We start from the raw sequence: 19335 nt of genomic DNA on the forward strand, positions 1-19335 counted from the left end.
GAGTTGATTTATATGAGTCAAAAAGTTAAACAAAACGTGTCTGCCTTTGTTGATGGTCAGCCGGAGACAGCCCAAGTCATTGATAGTCTCAAGCAAGATAAAGAGTTAGAAGGCGCGTTTGGTCGTTATAACTTGATAGGTGATGTTTTGCGCAATGAAGCGCCAGAACATATTCATCTTGATTTGGCCGACTCGATTGCAAATGCAATCGAAAAAGAGCCTGTTGTCTTGGCACCGAATGCGGCGTTTGCGGCCGCTGTGTCTGAGCAGACTTCACATCAAGTTCAGCCTTCCACAAAAGCAAAAGTGATTTCATTTTTTAAACCTGTTGCGCAATATGGTATTGCGGCCTCGTTTGCCGCTGCTTTAGTGGTGGGTTTTCAAGCTGAGCAGGTAGAAACGCAAGAAGCTGGTTTTGAGCCAGTGTTGCATACCATGCCGTTGGCAACTAGCTTAGATCCTGTTAGTGCAGAAAGCTCGCGTACTGTTATCAATCCAGTGGGCATACAAGAGCAACAACGTCGTGTAAACTCTTACCTACTTGATCACTCTCGTCAATTAAAGAATCGACAGCATGCAGTTTCTGAACAGCCACAGCAAAACCCATCCGCACAATCTGTTCAATAGCTTGATATCTCTAGCAAGTGGCTATTTTAGGCCACTTTGCTCCTTTCTCTTACTAATTAGCTTTTCTGTTACTGGTCAAGAACCGTCAGGTTCTGCATATGATTGGCTTAAACGGATGCAGGTCGCGATTCAGCAGCTAAATTACGATATTTCGCTAGTTGTGGTTGAAGATAACAAAGTGCACCCTTGGCACTGGTTACATGGTGTCGAGCACTTATCTAATCTTGATAGTAGTGTTGATAGCCGTGTTGATAGCCATGCAACAGAGCAATTACCCACTAATAGCGAAGCGCAAGATTTACCTGTGTCAATGTCATATCGAGAATTAGAGTTATTAACCTCGCTCAATGGGCCGACTAAACAAATCGTACGTATGGGAGATATGATCACCTATTTAGGTTTCGGTCAGCAGCCATACAGTGTTAAAGCCAGCCTGTCACACAGTCCGTTGCCGGATATTTTACGCACCGATTTACAACAGGTTGGCGCAAACTACGAATTTACGAGTGTTGGAAAAAGTCGGGTGGCGGGATTTAAAGCGCAATTAATAAGGATAGTTGCCCGTGATAACACACGTTATTCAACTTGGATATGGTTACACGAAGAGAGTGCCCTACCGCTTAAAATGGCTATTGTTAGCAGTAAAGGTGAAGTTCTGCGCCAAGTTCAAGTGACTAGCTTTGTGGTGTCACAGGATGTTGATCCTGTGATCAATGAATTAGCTGCCATGGAATTGCCCACTCAAAATTTAGTGCAAGTTCAGCAGAATATTAGTGACTTCGACTGGCAATTGCGTTGGGTGCCGAGAGGGTTTGTTCCTACTAAATTAAATCGTCACCGATTAATGGGCGACCGAGAATGGGTTGATTATGTGATGTTATCTGACGGTCTTGTTTGGTTTTCGGTTTATATTCGTGATTTAGGTCAGGTTACGGATGCAAATGGTCATAGTACTTATTTAAGTTCTGGGGCTGAAACCTATATTACTGAAGTGGTTGGCCAGTTTGAAGTGACAGTGATTGGGGCAATTCCTATGGTGACTGCGAAAAAGCTAGCGCAGTCGATTACTCAACGTTAATACATGCTAGGCTGTTAGTCAGAGTGACATAGGAGAAAATGATTTTATGTTGTACGAAAATGCCACATTTATTGAGCGTATAGATAAGCACACTATTTGGGTCGAAACGCAAATTAAAACCAGTTGTAATGCTTGTCAGCATAATAGTGAGTGCGGCACAGGTGTTATTGCTAAATCATTGACCCCAAAAAGTAATCGCGTCAAAGCGCTGTGTAGTCATACATTAGCGCCCAAGCAGCAAGTGGTTTTGCAAGTGAGTGAACAAAATATGCTGGCAGGGGCTTTTGTGTTATATGGCTTGCCATTAATTATGATGATTTTGCTCATGTTAGCCATTGAGTGGCTTTTGCAAAATGAGTTAGCCAGTATTGTCGCCGGTTTTATAGGCCTCGCTTTGGGATTATTTATGGCTAAGGGAATTAGCAAAAAATTTAATCCTTATCCGCAAGTGGTTGAACAGCCTAATACTTCCATTTTCACTTGCATTGAACCTTAACTTGAACACTGTCATAGTATCCTAGTGATAATTACATGCATGTAGAGGAAGGTTGTGAAATTCAACTGGGTTATTTTAGGTTTCTTTTTCGTTAATTTCAGTTGGGCAAATGAGTTTACAGAATATAAGCGCTGTTTAACTGACCGAATTGCCAATCAACCTAAAGTGATTGATATTGTTGCGCTGGATAAAATTTGTAAACGAGAAAGTTCGCTTATTGCTAAAAATAAAAAAGCGCTTGCTGGTAAAGTTGTAAACGAAGCCGATCTTGTTGAAGATTTTAATCCTGGTGCTTTATCAAGACGTTTGATCCACGAAAGCGGTACGCAATTTAGCCCTTATGTGCTGACGCCCCATCTTACCAATTATATTTTACCTGTTTATTATACGTCGTCCGTCAACCGGGAACCCTACCAAATATTGGATAATGCGTTTGCCGAAAACTTTAAAAATATTGAATCTAAATTTCAGCTGAGTTTAAAAGTACCACTTAACTACGCTGATTTATTGACCGAGTATGACGGCTTATATTTTGCGTTTACTATTCAATCTTGGTGGCAGGTGTATGCTAGCGAGATTTCGAAACCTTTTCGTGAAACCAATTACCGCCCAGAAATTTTTTACCTAATGCCGCTAAACTGGCGATTTGCTGGCGGCAATACCGCTTTGGCTGTTGGTATTGAGCATCAATCCAATGGTCAAATTAATGGTATATCGCGTAGCTGGAACCGCGTTTACTTGAATTTATTGTATGAAAAGCAAAATTTTGCTTTGTCTTTTCGGCCTTGGTGGCGCATAGAAGAAAGTGCCAAACAGTACCCGTTAGACCCCAGTGGTGATGATAACCCAGATATTGCGGATTACTTTGGACATTATGAATTAAGTGGAGCCTATAGTTGGACTCATTATGAAATAAGTGCTGTTCAACGTTTAAATTTTGCGACAGGAAAGGGAGCGATTGAGCTTGGCTTTACTTTCCCTTTGTTCGGTAAGCTGCGCGGATATGCGCAATTATTTAATGGCTATGGTGATAGTTTAATTGATTACGATCATCAGCAAACGCGATTTGGTATCGGCATCGCGCTTAATAACTTACTCTAGCTCAACATTTTATATTTAGTGAATATATGCGTAGCTAGTCGCTTTACGTGTTTCCCATCTAAATTTAGCATACGCAAAAATTCGCTTCACGCCAGATATTCCGGTAAAATCGGCGCCCTTATATTGTTAGACAGTCTTTTTTAGTGGTATTTGCCTTTTATGAAACACGAACATATTCGCAACTTTTCGATCATCGCCCATATCGACCATGGTAAGTCGACTCTGTCGGATCGCCTTATTCAGCACTGCGGTGGTCTTTCTGATCGTGAGATGGAAGCGCAAGTACTTGACTCGATGGAGTTAGAGCGCGAGCGCGGCATTACCATAAAAGCGCAAAGTGTTACGCTTAATTATCAAGCGAAAGACGGTGAAACATATCAGCTTAACTTTATCGATACGCCTGGCCATGTTGATTTTAGCTATGAAGTATCACGCTCATTAGCGGCTTGTGAAGGCGCATTATTGGTTGTCGATGCGGCGCAAGGTGTTGAAGCGCAAACCTTGGCAAATTGTTACACCGCGATTGAAATGGATTTAGAAGTAGAACCTATCTTAAACAAGATTGACTTACCACAAGCCGATCCTGATCGCGTAGCAGAAGAAATTGAAGATATTGTCGGTATTGATGCGACAGATGCTGTGCAGTGTTCAGCCAAAACTGGTATTGGTATTGAAGATGTATTAGAAGCCATTGTTAGAAAAATCCCTTGCCCTGAAGGCGATCGTGACGACAAGTTACAAGCGTTAATTATTGACTCTTGGTTTGATAACTATCAAGGCGTTGTGTCTTTAGTGCGTATCAAGCATGGCGAGATCCGCAAAGGTGATAAGATGAAGGTGATGTCGACTGGACAAGTCCATGTTGTCGACAAAGTCGGGATCTTTACTCCTAAACAAACGGATACCAATGTATTAAAAGCCGGTGAAGTGGGTTATATCATTGCCGGTATTAAAGAGATCTTAGGCGCACCAGTCGGGGACACCATTACTTTAGCAAGCGCGCCTGCTGAACAGCAATTACCCGGCTTTAAAAAAGTCAAACCACAGGTTTATGCCGGTATTTTCCCTGTTTCTAGTGACGATTACGAAGATTTTCGTGATGCATTAACTAAGTTAAGCTTGAATGATGCGTCTTTGTTCTATGAACCAGAATCATCAACCGCTCTTGGCTTTGGTTTCCGTTGTGGTTTCTTGGGTATGCTACACATGGAGATCATTCAAGAACGCTTAGAGCGTGAATATGATCTGGACTTGATCACTACAGCACCGACCGTGGTTTATAAAGTATTAACTACCAAGCAAGAAGAACTATTGGTTGATAACCCATCGGCTTTACCGCCAGTTAATGATATTGAACAAATATACGAACCCATCGTTGAAGCCAATATTCTCGTGCCACAAGAATACCTAGGTAATGTCATTACTTTGTGTGTTGAAAAACGCGGTATGCAAACCAAAATGAGTTACCACGGTAATCAAGTGGCGGTGACTTATGAAATTCCGATGGCAGAAGTTGTTTTGGATTTCTTTGATAAATTGAAATCAACTAGCCGTGGTTATGCGTCGCTAGATTATAACTTTAAGAAGTTTGAACCAGCCGACATGGTGCGGGTAGATATTTTGATCAATGGTGATCGCGTTGACGCGTTAGCCATTATTACCCACAGAGAAAATTCACAATCACGTGGCCGCGAATTAGCAGAAGCCCTACGTACACTTATTCCTCGTCAAATGTTTGATATTGCTATTCAAGCTGTAATTGGTACCCATGTTATTGCCCGAACAACTGTTAAGCAGTTACGTAAAAACGTTATTGCCAAATGTTACGGTGGTGACGTGAGTCGTAAGAAAAAACTACTGCAAAAGCAGAAAGAAGGTAAAAAACGTATGAAGCAGCTGGGTAACGTTGAAGTACCACAGGATGCGTTTTTAGCTGTACTGAAAGTCGGTTCAGGCTCTAAATAATACGTTTTATCGAAAGCAAGGCTAGCCAGCGATGCAGTTGTGCTAGCGTACACACTTATTACAAAATAATGGAAGCTGTTTAAATGGCTGGATATTTTTCAATTTTCCTATTTTTTGCCACTTTGGTGACAGGGGTAGTTTGGGCGTTAGATAAATTTGTTTGGGCACCAAAGCGCAAGCTGGCAATTGCAGATGCTGAAGCCCAAGCGGGCGGAGAATTACCGCAAGAAGCGGTTGCCAAATTTAATAAACAAAATGGTGCGTCAGAATTTGCCATTGAAATTTTTCCTGTCGTTGCGTTTGTTTTTGTATTGCGCTCATTTTTATACGAGCCTTTTCAAATACCGTCAGGCTCAATGATGCCGACATTGTTAGTTGGCGATTTCATTTTAGTTGAGAAGTTTAGCTATGGTTTAAAAAACCCGTTGGACTCATCAAATTTAGTGGAATTTGAAGGCCCGCAGCGTGGTGATATTGCCGTTTTTAAATACCCTGATAACCCGACTATTGACTACATTAAGCGAGTGATTGGTTTGCCGGGTGACCGCGTGATTTATCGCAATAAAAATTTATATATTTTACCTAAATGTCAAGAAGGCCAAGCTTGTTCTAAAAACTATCAACAAGTGGCGATGGAGCCAGTTGAAAGCGAGCAGGTTTTTGCTAAAGGCTCTTATCGCTTACAAGAATTACATGAAGATTTATTAGGTGAAAAACAACACAATATTTTAATTAGCCCTATGCAGCCTGATTTTGTTAATGCTTATTTTGAGCAAGCATCGACGCAGCGCGATGAATGGGTGGTGCCGGAAGATAGTTATTTTGTGATGGGTGACAATCGCGATAATTCGCAAGATAGTCGTTTTTGGGGTTTTGTCCCACGGGAAAACCTCGTCGGTGAAGCGGTTGCTATCTGGATGAGCTTTGAATTTGAGCGAGAAGCCGATAGTGCGCTGCCGCAATTTATCCCAACAGGCGTACGGTTTGAACGGATTGGTGGGATCGAATAAATGCCAGTCGTAAAAAACTATAAACCACTGCAAAAAATATTAGGTTATCAGTTTAATAATATTGATTTGTTGGTTCAGGCTTTAACCCACCGTAGCGCAAAAGGCTTGCATAATGAACGTTTGGAATACTTAGGTGATTCTATACTGAGTTTTGTCATCGCTGATGCTTTGTATCATAAGTTTCCTTCTTGTGCAGAAGGCGACCTGTCGCGCATGCGTTCTACATTAGTGCGCGGCGAAACCCTAACTAAAATGGCTAATCACTTCTCGATAGGTGAATATTTATTGTTAGGCCCTGGCGAGTTAAAGTCTGGTGGCCATCGTCGCTCGTCGACATTGGAAGATGCTGTAGAAGCGGTAATTGGCGCGATTTATCTTGATTCAAATCTCGAAAATACCCAGCAGATTATCCTAAACTGGTATGAGCAGCATTTAGATGCAATAGAGCCAGGTCAAGCGCAAAAAGACAGTAAAACCCGTTTACAAGAATGGTTACAGCATAGAAAACATGCGCTGCCTGAGTATTCAGTAGATAACATTAGCGGTAAAGAACACAATCAAACCTTTACCGTAACCTGTGATGTGACTGCGTTAGAGATGCAATTTGTTGGGACAGGAACCAGTCGACGCAAGGCTGAACAAAACGCAGCTAAAAAAGCTTTGGACAAATTGTTAAATGACAAATGATACGCAATATGCCGGAATAGTAGCAATAGTCGGCCGGCCTAATGTTGGTAAATCGACATTATTAAATCAGATTATTGGTCAAAAGGTCAGTATCACTTCACGTAAACCACAAACAACACGCCATCGCGTGTTAGGTATTCATACTGAAGATAATTATCAGATGGTGTTTGTCGATACACCTGGCCTGCATTCTGAAGAAAAACGCGCCATCAATCGTTTAATGAACCGAGCGGCTAGCAGTTCATTAGATGAAGTCGAGTTAGTGCTATTTTTAGTTGAAGGTAACCGTTGGGAGCCGGACGATGATATGGTTTTGCAAAAAATCAAAAAATCCGGATTGCCTTGCGTGCTGGTTATCAACAAAGTTGATTTATTAAAAGAGAAAGAAGAGTTATTACCTCATTTGCAGGAATTGGCGACCAAGCATGATTTTGCCGCTATTTTACCAATTTCAGCCAGCCAAACTGACCATGCTCAGCGGGTTGTTGATTTAGTGCGTGAGCGTTTAAAACCTTGTGAGTTCTTTTTCCCTGAAGAATATTTTACTGATCGCAGTACCCGTTTTATGGTTAGTGAAATTATTCGTGAAAAACTGATCCGTAATACAGGTGAAGAGTTACCTTACGATGTGACAGTTGAAATAGAGCGCTTTGAGTTTGGCGACAACGGTGTTTGTTACATTAACGGCTTATTACTAGTAGAGCGCAGTGGTCAAAAAGCCATTATTATTGGTAAAAAAGGCGAGCGCTTAAAAACCATAGGCCGAGATGCGCGTAAAGATATTGAATATTTGATAGACAATAAAGTGCATTTAGAGCTTTGGGTTAAAGTGAAATCGGGCTGGGCTGATGACGAGCGTGCTCTACGTAGCCTAGGTTACGGCTCAGATTACTGATTTTTATCTATTACTATTGCTTAGGTGTAACACATGACGCAGCCAACAGAGTTTCAAACTGCATATGTGTTACACGCTAAACCTTATCGTGATTCCAGCCTGATATGTGATCTATTGACCGAGCAAGATGGTCGTGTTGCGGTATTAGCGCATAAACATAAATTCACTAATCCTTTTCAAGTTTTTACCCCACTTACACTCAGATTAAAAGCAGGCCACGGCGAGTTATTTTTTATTGAAAAGTTGGATAGTGTCGGCGATACCCTAGCTTTGCAGGGTAACCGTTTATATAGCGCTTATTATGTTAATGAGCTGATCGTCAAACTATTAAAACGGACAACTGATAGCGAATACTTTTTTCAGCAGTATCAAAATACTCTCAAGGCGATAGTCAGTGATGGCTCGTTAGAACAGCCATTACGCCAATTTGAGATGACGTTGCTGGATGAAATGGGTGTCTGGCCGGATTTAACTTGTGTCACGGAAACCGGTGAGCAGATAGAAGATAGTTGTCTGTACCATGTTGATCCTGAATTAGGCACACTGCTTGGCTGGGACAGGCGGAAAAGTCAATATTCAGGCAAAGTGTTAAATGCAATTCAGCAACAAGATTGGCAGGTAGAATATGCTCCACAATTGGCTAAACGTTTAATGCGCGAGCTCATTCAATTTCATCTGAAAGGTCAGCCGCTTAATAGCCGAAAATTTTTTGCTCAAACAAAGTAGTCGCACCCGACTGACCAATTGCTTATACTGCCGCCATCTAAAATTAATTCCTTATTATTGTAGTCATGAAAGACATTTTACTCGGCGTTAATATTGATCATATTGCTACCATTCGTAATGCCCGTGGCACCCATTACCCCGATCCCGTTCATGCTGCTGCGGTAGCTGAGCATGCCGGAGCTGATGGTATCACGGTTCATTTACGTGAAGATCGACGCCATATTAAAGATCGCGATGTTAATTTGCTTAAAGATACGCTAGCAACACGCATGAATTTAGAAATGGCAGTAACGGAAGAAATGCTAGCTATTGCTGAAAATATTAAGCCGGCGTTTTGTTGTTTAGTGCCAGAAAAGCGTGAAGAGTTAACCACAGAGGGGGGGTTAGAAGTGGCAGGGCAGCTAGATAAAATCACGGCTGCGGTTCAACGCTTAGAAGCCGTTGGCACGCAAGTGTCGTTATTTATTGATGCAGATAAAGCGCAAATTGATGCAGCAAAAGCATCGGGTGCACCTTATATTGAGATCCACACGGGCTGTTACGCTGACGCAACAACAGAAACCGAAGCTGAACAAGAGCTAGAGCGTATTCGCCAAGGCGTGCAATATGCTCATTCGATTGGTTTAAAAGTTAACGCAGGCCACGGATTGCATTATCACAATGTTAAACCTATTGCCGCTATGCCTGAGATCATCGAGCTGAACATTGGCCACGCTATTATTGCTAGAGCAGCAATTGATGGCCTAGCCAATGCAGTGGCTGACATGAAACGTTTAATGTTGGAAGCGAGAAGCTAAGCATGCCGATAATCGGTTTGGGAACGGATATAGCTGAAATCGCCCGCTTTGATAACAAACAATCAGAGCGCCTTGCTAAGCGCGTATTAACTAGCAATGAGTTAGTGCAGTATCAGCAACATGCCCAACCACACCGATTTCTTGCTAAACGCTTTGCTGCGAAAGAAGCCGCAAGCAAAGCGTTAGGAACAGGGATCGCTCAAGGAGTAACGTTTCATGATTTTGAAATTCACAATAATGAACTCGGTGCGCCTATTTTAACGGTGTCAGGCCAAGCGGCCCAAATTGCGCAAGCTAGGAGTCAATCTGCTGTTAGTTGGCTGTTGTCTCTTAGTGATGAGAAGCATTATACGGTGGCGACGGTTGTATTAGAGTCAGTCGGTTAAGCCTTACTAACCTTGAAACCCCTATACTTATTCAGAATATAAGCGAATTTTAAACGCCTCTCTAACGGTGAAATCTCATGTCTAAACCAGTTCAATCTATCCGTGATTTGCAGCCGAGCCGCTTATGGCATTGGTTTGCCGATATTTGTGCTATCCCACATCCATCAAAGTATGAAACACAACTAAAAAGCTATATTAGTCAATGGGCATCGCAACAGGGTATTGAATGGTTTGAGGATGAGATTGGTAACCTGATATTGCGTAAACCCGCAACAAAAGGCATGGCGCTACGTAAACCTGTGGTGATCCAAGCGCATTTAGATATGGTACCGCAAGCTAATGCGGATAATCCGCATGACTTTACCCGCGATCCCATTCTAACTGAGATAATTGCCGAAACAGAGCAAGGTAAAACTGACCTATGGGTGCGGGCTAAAGGCACTACATTGGGTTCTGATAACGGTATTGGTATGGCATCAGCCTTAGCGGTACTGGCAGCAGATGATATTGCTCATCCCGCTTTGGAAGTGCTGTTAACCGTCGATGAAGAAGCCGGTATGACGGGGGCATTTGGTTTACAAGCCGAAACCTTACAAGCCGAAGTGTTGATCAACACTGATTCTGAGCAAGAAGGCGAAGTTTACATGGGCTGTGCGGGTGGAGTTGATGCGAATTTTAGTTTGCCTGTGGAATATGAGCCCATCATGGCAGACGTTGTTTGGTATCGCTTAGCTATTTCAGGACTTCGTGGTGGTCATTCTGGGGTTAATATTGAATTAGGCCGTGCAAACGCCATTAAGTTGTTGGCGCGTTTCTTTTATCAAACGCAAACCGAGTTACAGCTGAGTATTGCGCAAGTAAAAGGCGGCTCGTTGCGCAATGCTATCCCGCGTGAAAGTCAGGCTATATTTGCTATCCCTAAGAACAAAGAAGCGTTGTTAAATTTGTCTTTATCTCGCTTTCAGGCTGAAATTCAACAAGAGTTTGGTCTAGCTGATCCTCATTGCCAAGTGCAACTAATAAAAAGTGAACCAGTTGATCAAGTGATAAGCCAGTCTAGTCAAAAACAACTCATTGCGCTACTGCATGCTTGCCCTAATGGAGTAATGCGTATGAGTGATGAGATCAGTGGCGTAGTTGAAACGTCAACTAATATGGGAGTGCTGTCCCAGAGTGAAAATGCGCTTGAACTATGTTGTTTAATTCGCTCACTGGATGATAGTGGCCGAGATAATTTAGCGACTCAACACCAAGCTTTAGCCGAACTAGCTGGAGCCGCGTTTACATTATCAGGCGCATATCCAGGTTGGAAGCCTAATAATGATTCGCCCATTATGGCGATAGTGCGTGATGTCTATGAAGATTTATATGGTCACAAACCTAAGGTTATGGTGATCCATGCAGGATTAGAATGCGGCTTATTTAAACAGCCTTATCCTGATATGGATATGGTGTCGATTGGCCCTACAATCCGCTACCCGCATTCACCTGATGAAAAAGTCAATGTGCGAACGGTAGAGCTTTATTGGCAGTTGTTATTGGCGTTACTAAAAAATATTCCAGAAAAAACGGGTTAAGCATTTAAACTTAGGGTAATAATTCAACCGGTTTAGTTACAGCGAGCTAATCTCGTTATGAATAACTGTAGAATGTACTTTCATTAGTATTACACTACACCGCTGATTTTATTAATCACTCTGCTAGCAGCAAAAAAACCAAACGTAGCAGTAACAACTGTACTGGCACCAAACCCAGATGCACAATCTAATTTAGCTGGGCCGCTATTATCGGTGACTTCAGGCTTTTGTAAACACACTTGACCGTCACTTGTTGGATAACGTAATTGCTCTGTTGAGAATATGGCTTCTACACCAAATTTTCGTTTCGGATTTTGGCTAAAGTTATTGTAGCGGCGCAAATGGCTTCGCACTTTGGCTAGCAGTGGATCTTGAATGGTTTTGGCAAGATCACCTATTTGGATCTGCGTTGGGTCAATTTGCCCACCGGCGCCGCCTATGGTTACTATTTTAACTTTATTACGCTTACACCAAGCTATCATGGCGGCTTTAGCTTTGACACTGTCTGTCGCATCAATCACATAATCAAAATCCGTTGTGAAGACTTCTCTAACATTGTCGCTCGTTACAAAATCCTCAATTTGATTGACGTGACAGTCTGGATTAATAAGATTGACTCTTTGTGCCATGGCTTCTACTTTATCTTTACCAAAGTTTCCACTATGGGCGTGAATTTGGCGGTTGGTGTTAGACACACAAATATCATCTAAATCAAACAAGCTTAGCTGGCCAATAGCTGTGCGAGCGAGTGCTTCGACTATCCATGAGCCTACCCCGCCCATACCGACAACTGCTACGTGAGCGCGCTGTAGTTTTTCAATACCTTGTTGACCATATAAGCGGCTAGTGCCGCCAAAGCGATTTTCAAATGTGTCGGGTCGCATGCTGTAAATTTCACTCAATTTTGGGGCGCGCAGTATATTAAATATGTCGGCTGAATACTAATTTCGCTACACTGTGCTTAATTTAGCTTTAGGTAATAATAAAATGATTATCGATTTCAATCAGTTATCCGCTAACAATATTTATCATGTCATGACGCAAAGCGTAGTACCGCGACCGATTGCATGGGTGTTGTCAGAAAATGAATCTAATGGATATAACTTAGCTCCTTTTTCTTACTTTACGGCAATAAGTAGTGCGCCACCTATTTTAATGTATTCGACAGGTAAAAAAACTAATGGTGAACGCAAAGACTCGTTTCGTAATGTGGTTGAACGAAAAAATTTAGTGATCCATATCGCACATGCTGATCTGGCGCAACAAGTGACACAATCAGCATCTAGCTTAGATTATGATGAATCTGAATTAACGCTAACTAATCTGGAAGTGACAGAATTTGCCGGCAGCCCATTACCACGAGTCACACAAGCGAAAATAGCTTTTGCCTGTGAGCTGTATCAAACCCAAGAAATAGGCGATACGCCAATGCAGTTGGTGTTTGCCAAAGTTAATCAAGTGTATGTCGATGATGAAATAGTGACTTTAGATGACAAACAGCGTGTCAAAATAAATGCCTTGCAACTTGACCCATTAGCTCGCTTGGGGGCTAACGAATATGCTGATCTTGGGCAAGTATTTAAGTCAGATCGTCCTAAGTAACCTCAACTCTGGATAATAAATCCGTTTCTGGAGGCTATTTGAACCAATTACTGCGTTAAGTTTACTTGCAATAGGCTAGCTATTGACGCGTAAACTTGCCTTGTTCTTGGCTCAAATTTCTCTCCAGAAATAAAAAAGACCTATTGCTGGGTGTCAAAAGTTGTTAACTAACTGAAATTAATGATAAAAATATAGTATCGTCGCAATTCTTAACCAGAGTTGAGGTTAAGTAAATTGTTTTACCCTAATGCATGTTGAGGTTTTTCGGTATTAAAACCTGTTGTCTTGGCTTAACCCCAGATCGCTTTGACTATAATAAAGAATGAATCAGTTTAATTGTTGCGTGTTATGTAGTTTAAAAATGGCATTGAAAAGCATAAAATCGCGGCAATTTTGCAAGTAAAGGTTTAAGTTGTGAGTCAAGCAATCAAAGTCGGTATTTTCGGTGCGAATGGCCGCATGGGACGAGCGTTAATTGAAGCCGCCCATAATAATGAAGACGCAGATATAGCGCATGCATTAGTGAGAGAGTCATCTAGCTTTAAAGGGATTGATGCCGGTCAAGTTGCCGGTATTGGTAATATTGATTCAGCACTAACGACAATTAAAGCGATAGATGAACTTGCAGACGTGTATATCGATTTCACGTTACCTGAAGCCTGCATGAATAACTTAGCTTGGTGTGTCGAAAACAAAAAGCCGGTTGTTATTGGCACAACGGGCTTATCAAAAGAACAACTTGCAAAAATTGATGAGGCAGCCTGTCAAATTCCAGTAGTTTTTGCTGCTAATATGAGTGTTGGTGTTAATTTATTAGTTAACCTGCTCAAAACGACGGCTAAAGTCATGGGGCAACATTCAGATATTGAAATTTGGGAAGCGCACCATAGGTTTAAAAAAGATGCGCCATCAGGTACCGCTTTAATGCTAGGTAAAGCCATTGCTGATGAATTAGATCGAGATTTAGATAAAGTGTCGGTTTATGGACGAGAAGGGGATACCGGTGAGCGTGATCGTGAAACGATTGGCTTTGCGACCATTCGAGCCGGCGATATTGTTGGTGAGCATACCGCTTTGTTTGCCGATATTGGTGAGCGGATTGAAATCACACACAAAGCGTCAAGTCGCTTAACTTTTGCTAAAGGTGCTGTGCGTGCAGCAATTTGGTTAAAAGATAAATCTACTCGATTATATGATATGCAAGATGTGTTAGGTCTAAAAGACTAGTTATATTATCGAAAGATATAAATCTACAAGTTGAAAAATAGCCTGTTGGTTATAACTTATTTGCTATTTTTAAAGGTTTTGTGTTGATAATCTACACAAAACCTTTTTTTTAGGCTTTTTCTAAATTTATCTAGCTAAAGCTCAGTAGATAAACTAGAATACGCAAGATTTACCTTATACAAAATTTAGTTGGCTTTTTTTGAGCTATACTTTGAACTTTTATTAAGCGGGTAGTCCATATTAGGAGCCCGTTTTTTACTATTCAGGAGGTCGTTTTGGCTAAAACCGCCCTGCTGGTACTAGAAGATGGTACTGTGTTTAAAGGCACTTCTATAGGTGCTGAAGGCGTTTCTGTTGGTGAAGTTGTATTTAATACTTCGATGACAGGTTATCAAGAGATCTTAACCGATCCTTCTTATGCAGAGCAGATTGTGACTCTGACATACCCTCATATCGGTAATACGGGTACAAACGAAGAAGATGAAGAATCTTCACAAATCTGGGCTAAGGGCCTAGTCATTCGTGATTTGCCTCTATTAGCGTCTAACTTTCGTAATCAACAAAATCTAAGTGAATACTTAGCTGAGCGTAATATCGTAGCAATAGCTGATATTGATACGCGTAAGTTGACACGTATTTTGCGTGAAAAAGGTGCGCAAAACGGTTGTTTGATTACAGGTACTGACGACGCGACTGACGCTCTTGAACAAGCCAAAGCGTTTCCGGGCCTTAAAGGTATGGATTTAGCTAAAGAAGTGACAACTTCTGAAACTTACTCATGGACTGAAGGGACTTGGGAGCTTGGTAAAGGTCATGTAACGCCTGAATCTGAAGGTCAATTTCATGTAGTGGCATACGACTTTGGTGTTAAACGTAATATTTTACGTATGTTAGTTGACCGTGGTTGTAAGTTAACGGTTGTTCCGGCTCAAACGCCGGCTAGCGAAGTCTTGGCATTAAATCCAGATGGTATTTTCTTATCGAATGGACCGGGTGATCCAGAACCTTGTACTTATGCGATTGAAGCTATCAAAGCCATTTTAGAAACCGATATTCCGGTTTTTGGTATTTGTCTTGGTCATCAGTTACTTGCATTAGCCAGTGGTGCGCAAACCGTGAAAATGAAGTTCGGTCATCACGGCGCTAACCATCCTGTACAAGATTTAGAAAAAGGTACAGTGATGATCACCAGTCAAAACCACGGTTTTGCAGCTGATGAAGAAACGTTGCCAGCTAATTTGAAAGCAACTCACAAATCATTATTTGATGGTTCATTACAAGGTATTCATCGTACAGATAAACCGGCGTTTAGCTTCCAGGGACACCCTGAAGCCAGCCCAGGTCCACACGATGTAGCACCTGTTTTTGACCACTTTATTGAATTGATGCAAGCCCGCAAGGCCTAAGTGAGAGACTAAACAACCATGCCAAAACGTTCTGATATACAAAGCATTTTGATTTTGGGTGCTGGTCCGATTGTTATCGGTCAAGCTTGTGAGTTCGATTACTCAGGCACACAAGCATGTAAAGCACTACGAGAAGAGGGTTATCGAGTTATTCTAGTTAACTCTAACCCTGCAACGATTATGACTGATCCTGAAATGGCTGATTCGACTTATATCGAGCCAATTCATTGGGAAGTAGTTGCAAAAATTATTGAAAATGAACGCCCAGACGCGGTTTTACCGACAATGGGTGGGCAAACGGCACTAAACTGTGCGTTAGACCTTGAAAAGCACGGCGTGCTTGAAAAGTTCGGCGTTGAGATGATAGGTGCAACGGCAGACGCGATTGATAAAGCGGAAGACCGTAACCGTTTTGATAAAGCAATGAAAGCGATTGGTTTAGAAACCCCACGCGCTGAAGTTGCTCATTCAATGGAAGAAGCCCTCGACGTTAATTCGCGTATTGGTTTTCCATGTATTATTCGTCCTTCTTTCACTATGGGTGGTACCGGTGGTGGTATCGCTTATAACATGGAAGAGTTCGAAGAGATCTGTACTCGTGGTTTAGATCTTTCACCAACCAATGAATTATTGATTGATGAATCATTAATTGGTTGGAAAGAATATGAAATGGAAGTGGTTCGCGACAAAGCGGATAACTGTATTATTGTTTGTGCGATTGAAAACTTTGACCCTATGGGGATCCATACTGGTGACTCAATCACAGTTGCCCCAGCGCAAACGTTGACTGACAAAGAATATCAAATCATGCGTAATGCCTCTATGGCGGTATTACGTGAGATCGGTGTTGAAACGGGGGGTTCAAACGTTCAGTTTGGTATTAACCCAGATGATGGCCGTATGGTTATTATCGAGATGAACCCGCGAGTATCGCGTTCATCTGCATTAGCATCAAAAGCCACTGGTTTCCCAATTGCTAAGATCGCCGCTAAATTGGCTGTTGGGTATACGCTTGACGAGCTTAAGAATGATATTACTGGCGGTGCGACGCCGGCTTCATTCGAGCCTTCGATTGATTACGTTGTGACTAAGATCCCGCGTTTCAACTTTGAGAAATTCCCAGGTTCCAATGACCGCCTTACTACTCAGATGAAATCTGTTGGTGAAGTCATGGCGATAGGCCGTAACCAGCAAGAATCATTACAAAAGGCTTTACGTGGCTTAGAAGTTGGTGTTTCTGGTTTTGACCCTATTGTTGATTTAGAGGCTCCTGATGCATTAACTAAAGTTAAGCACGAGTTAATGGATGCTGGCGCTGAGCGTATATGGTACATCGCAGATGCTATGCGTTTAGGGTTATCAGTCGAAGATATCTTTAAATTAACTAAGATTGATCGTTGGTTCCTAGTTCAAATCGAAGACCTAGTATTAGCTGAAAAGCAAATCACTGAAAAAGGTTTGGCAGGCTTAGACAAAGACTTCTTGTATAGCTTAAAACGTAAAGGTTTTGCCGATAAGCGTATATCAGACTTGATTGGCGTATCTGAAAACGAAGTTCGTAAAAAGCGTCAAGCATTAAAATTATTCCCAGTTTATAAGCGCGTTGATACCTGTGCCGCTGAGTTTTCTACTTCTACCGCTTATATGTATTCAAGCTATGATGAAGAGTGTGAAGCGAACCCATCAGATAAAGATAAAATTATTGTATTGGGTGGTGGTCCAAACCGTATCGGCCAAGGTATAGAGTTCGATTACTGTTGTGTTCATGCCTCAATGGCATTGCGCGAAGACGGTTACGAAACCATTATGGTTAACTGTAACCCAGAAACTGTGTCTACAGACTATGATACTTCAGACCGTTTATATTTTGAGCCTGTCACGTTAGAAGATGTATTAGAAATAGCGCGTCTTGAAAAACCTAAAGGTGTCATCGTTCAGTATGGTGGTCAAACACCGCTTAAGTTAGCTCGAGAGTTAGAAGCGGCGGGTGTACCTGTTATTGGTACTTCTCCGGACGCGATTGACCGCGCGGAAGATCGTGAGCGTTTCCAACAAGCGGTTGAACGCTTAGGCCTTAAACAGCCTATTAATGCCACGGTTAAAAATATTGATGAAGCGTTAACAGAAGCGCGTAAAATCGGTTTCCCTATGGTTGTTCGTCCATCCTATGTATTAGGTGGTCGTGCGATGGAAATCGTGTATGACGAAGCCGATTTAAAACGTTACTTAAACGAAGCGGTTCAAGTATCGAATGATTCTCCAGTATTGTTAGATAAATTCTTAAACAATGCGGTTGAAGTTGATATTGATGCAATCTGTGACGGTGAGCAAGTCGTCATTGGTGGTATTATGGAACACATTGAACAATGTGGAGTTCACTCTGGTGACTCAGCTTGTTCTTTACCTCCGTATACTTTGAGTGCAGAAATGCAAGATCGCTTGCGTGAACAAGTACGTAAGTTAGCATTTGAGTTGGGTGTTAATGGCTTAATGAATACTCAGTTCGCAATTAAAGACGATGAGATTTATTTAATCGAAGTTAACCCGCGTGCGGCTCGTACAGTTCCGTTTGTCTCTAAAGCAACCGGTGTGCCTTTAGCGAAAATTGCGGCGCGAGTGATGGCCGGTCAATCACTAGCAGAGCAAGGGTTTACGCAAGAAGTTATCCCACCTTATTACTCTGTTAAAGAAGTGGTTATTCCTTTTGCCAAGTTCCATGGTGTTGACCCTATCTTAGGCCCAGAAATGCGCTCAACAGGTGAAGTCATGGGTGTTGGTAGCTCGTTTGCTGAAGCATCAGCCAAAGCCAGCTTAGGTGCTAATGACACGGTACCTAAGTCAGGTCGTGCACTTATTTCTGTTAAAGACAGTGATAAACCACGTGTGGCAGAATTAGCCGCTAATCTTGTCGAGTTGGGTTATCAATTGGATGCAACAGGTGGCACAGCCGATTTACTTGCTGAGGCTGGCATTGAAGTCCGCCGTGTGAATAAAGTATTAGAAGGTCGTCCTCATATTGTTGATTACATTAAGAATGATGAGTACAGCTATATCATTAATACGACAGAGGGTCGTCAGGCTATCACTGACTCTGTACAAATTCGTCGTAGTGCGCTACAACATAAAGTAGCCTATACCACTACGCTGAATGCAGCCTTTGCGGCATGCATGGCTCATAAAGCGGATGATCGCAATACAGTGACTTCTGTACAAGAACTACACAAGAGACTTCAATAATGTCGACTCAATTTCCTATGACGGTCGCGGGTGCTGATGCGCTACGCGAAGAACTGAATGAGCTAAAAACTGTTCGTCGTCCGAAAATCATTGCGGATATTGCAGAAGCTCGTGAACACGGAGATCTTAAGGAAAATGCAGAATACCATGCAGCTCGTGAGCAGCAGGGATTTTGTGAAGGCCGTATTCAAGAAATTGAAGCAAAATTATCCAATGCACAAATAATTGATGTAACTAAAATGCCAAATAACGGACGTGTTATATTTGGTGCTACGGTAACTATCGTTAATTGTGATACCGATGACGAGTCTACCTATACCATAGTTGGTGATGATGAAGCAGATATTAAAGCTAGTAAAGTTTCAGTTAATTCACCCATTGCGCGAGCTATGATAGGTAAAGAGCGCGGTGATGAATTCGTACTAAAATCACCTAGTGGTGATGTCGACTACGAAGTATTGGAAGTTGAGTACGTCTAGTACTTTAAATTACCAGATAATAAAAAGCCGACTCTTTGT

General features: G+C 42.0%; 18 protein-coding genes. 17 read left to right on the forward strand and 1 reads right to left on the reverse strand.

Features of this window, described 5'->3' with window-relative positions; translation table 11 throughout:
* The first annotated feature begins 12 nt into the window (after nt 1–12).
* The 12 genes from C2869_RS11715 to C2869_RS11770 all read left to right on the forward strand — a co-directional run bounded on the left by C2869_RS11715 (nt 13) and on the right by C2869_RS11770 (nt 11345).
* Nucleotides 13–627, forward strand: coding sequence for a sigma-E factor negative regulatory protein (locus C2869_RS11715; protein WP_108603108.1), 615 nt, complete (start codon nt 13–15; stop codon nt 625–627).
* A complete protein-coding gene (locus C2869_RS11720) occupies nt 575–1705 on the forward strand; it encodes a MucB/RseB C-terminal domain-containing protein (protein ID WP_108603109.1) in 1131 nt (376 codons plus the stop codon). Before C2869_RS11715 ends, C2869_RS11720 begins: the two co-directional genes overlap by 53 nt.
* Nucleotides 1706–1751: 46 nt before the next feature.
* Nucleotides 1752–2201, forward strand: a complete 450-nt coding sequence (locus C2869_RS11725) for a SoxR reducing system RseC family protein (RefSeq protein WP_108603110.1) — start codon at nt 1752–1754, stop codon at nt 2199–2201.
* 54 nt (nt 2202–2255) lie between these two features.
* The gene (locus tag C2869_RS11730; protein ID WP_108603111.1) at nt 2256–3302 is read left to right on the forward strand and encodes a phospholipase A; all 1047 of its coding nucleotides are present in this window, start codon (nt 2256–2258) and stop codon (nt 3300–3302) included.
* A gap of 159 nt (nt 3303–3461) precedes the next feature.
* Nucleotides 3462–5267: a translation elongation factor 4 gene (lepA, locus tag C2869_RS11735; RefSeq protein WP_108603112.1), complete on the forward strand. Its 1806-nt coding sequence runs from the start codon at nt 3462–3464 to the stop codon at nt 5265–5267.
* An 83-nt stretch (nt 5268–5350) separates the two neighbouring features.
* A complete protein-coding gene (gene lepB, locus C2869_RS11740) occupies nt 5351–6277 on the forward strand; it encodes a signal peptidase I (RefSeq protein ID WP_108603113.1) in 927 nt (308 codons plus the stop codon).
* Complete coding sequence (rnc, locus tag C2869_RS11745) at nt 6278–6964, forward strand: ribonuclease III (protein ID WP_108603114.1); 687 nt, start codon at nt 6278–6280, stop codon at nt 6962–6964.
* A complete protein-coding gene (gene era / locus C2869_RS11750; protein WP_108603115.1) occupies nt 6954–7859 on the forward strand; it encodes a GTPase Era in 906 nt (301 codons plus the stop codon). Before rnc ends, era begins: the two co-directional genes overlap by 11 nt.
* 33 nt (nt 7860–7892) lie before the next feature.
* Entirely contained in the window at nt 7893–8585 is a 693-nt protein-coding gene (recO, locus tag C2869_RS11755; RefSeq protein ID WP_108603116.1) for a DNA repair protein RecO, read from the forward strand.
* Between the two features lie 65 nt (nt 8586–8650).
* Nucleotides 8651–9382: a pyridoxine 5'-phosphate synthase gene (gene pdxJ / locus C2869_RS11760; protein WP_108603117.1), complete on the forward strand. Its 732-nt coding sequence runs from the start codon at nt 8651–8653 to the stop codon at nt 9380–9382.
* Nucleotides 9383–9384: 2 nt separating this feature from the next.
* The gene (gene acpS, locus C2869_RS11765; RefSeq protein ID WP_108603118.1) at nt 9385–9768 is read left to right on the forward strand and encodes a holo-ACP synthase; all 384 of its coding nucleotides are present in this window, start codon (nt 9385–9387) and stop codon (nt 9766–9768) included.
* Between the two features lie 77 nt (nt 9769–9845).
* A complete protein-coding gene (locus C2869_RS11770; RefSeq protein WP_108603119.1) occupies nt 9846–11345 on the forward strand; it encodes an aminoacyl-histidine dipeptidase in 1500 nt (499 codons plus the stop codon).
* Nucleotides 11346–11434: 89 nt separating this feature from the next.
* Here the strand turns inward: C2869_RS11770 and tcdA are convergent, their stop codons facing one another.
* A complete protein-coding gene (gene tcdA / locus C2869_RS11775; RefSeq protein ID WP_108605042.1) occupies nt 11435–12229 on the reverse strand; it encodes a tRNA cyclic N6-threonylcarbamoyladenosine(37) synthase TcdA in 795 nt (264 codons plus the stop codon).
* Between the two features lie 103 nt (nt 12230–12332).
* Here tcdA and C2869_RS11780 point away from each other — a divergent pair, with 103 nt between their 5' ends.
* The 5 genes from C2869_RS11780 to greA all read left to right on the forward strand — a co-directional run bounded on the left by C2869_RS11780 (nt 12333) and on the right by greA (nt 19296).
* Nucleotides 12333–12947, forward strand: a complete 615-nt coding sequence (locus C2869_RS11780) for a flavin reductase family protein (RefSeq protein ID WP_108603120.1) — start codon at nt 12333–12335, stop codon at nt 12945–12947.
* 426 nt (nt 12948–13373) lie between these two features.
* Nucleotides 13374–14174, forward strand: coding sequence for a 4-hydroxy-tetrahydrodipicolinate reductase (dapB, locus tag C2869_RS11785; protein ID WP_108605043.1), 801 nt, complete (start codon nt 13374–13376; stop codon nt 14172–14174).
* A gap of 275 nt (nt 14175–14449) precedes the next feature.
* Complete coding sequence (carA, locus tag C2869_RS11790; RefSeq protein ID WP_108603121.1) at nt 14450–15580, forward strand: glutamine-hydrolyzing carbamoyl-phosphate synthase small subunit; 1131 nt, start codon at nt 14450–14452, stop codon at nt 15578–15580.
* An 18-nt stretch (nt 15581–15598) separates the two neighbouring features.
* Nucleotides 15599–18817, forward strand: coding sequence for a carbamoyl-phosphate synthase large subunit (carB, locus tag C2869_RS11795; protein ID WP_108603122.1), 3219 nt, complete (start codon nt 15599–15601; stop codon nt 18815–18817).
* Nucleotides 18817–19296: a transcription elongation factor GreA gene (gene greA, locus C2869_RS11800; RefSeq protein WP_108603123.1), complete on the forward strand. Its 480-nt coding sequence runs from the start codon at nt 18817–18819 to the stop codon at nt 19294–19296. Before carB ends, greA begins: the two co-directional genes overlap by 1 nt.
* Nucleotides 19297–19335: the final 39 nt, after the last annotated feature.

Source organism: Saccharobesus litoralis (assembly GCF_003063625.1).
GTDB classification, from domain to species: Bacteria; Pseudomonadota; Gammaproteobacteria; order Enterobacterales; family Alteromonadaceae; genus Saccharobesus; species Saccharobesus litoralis.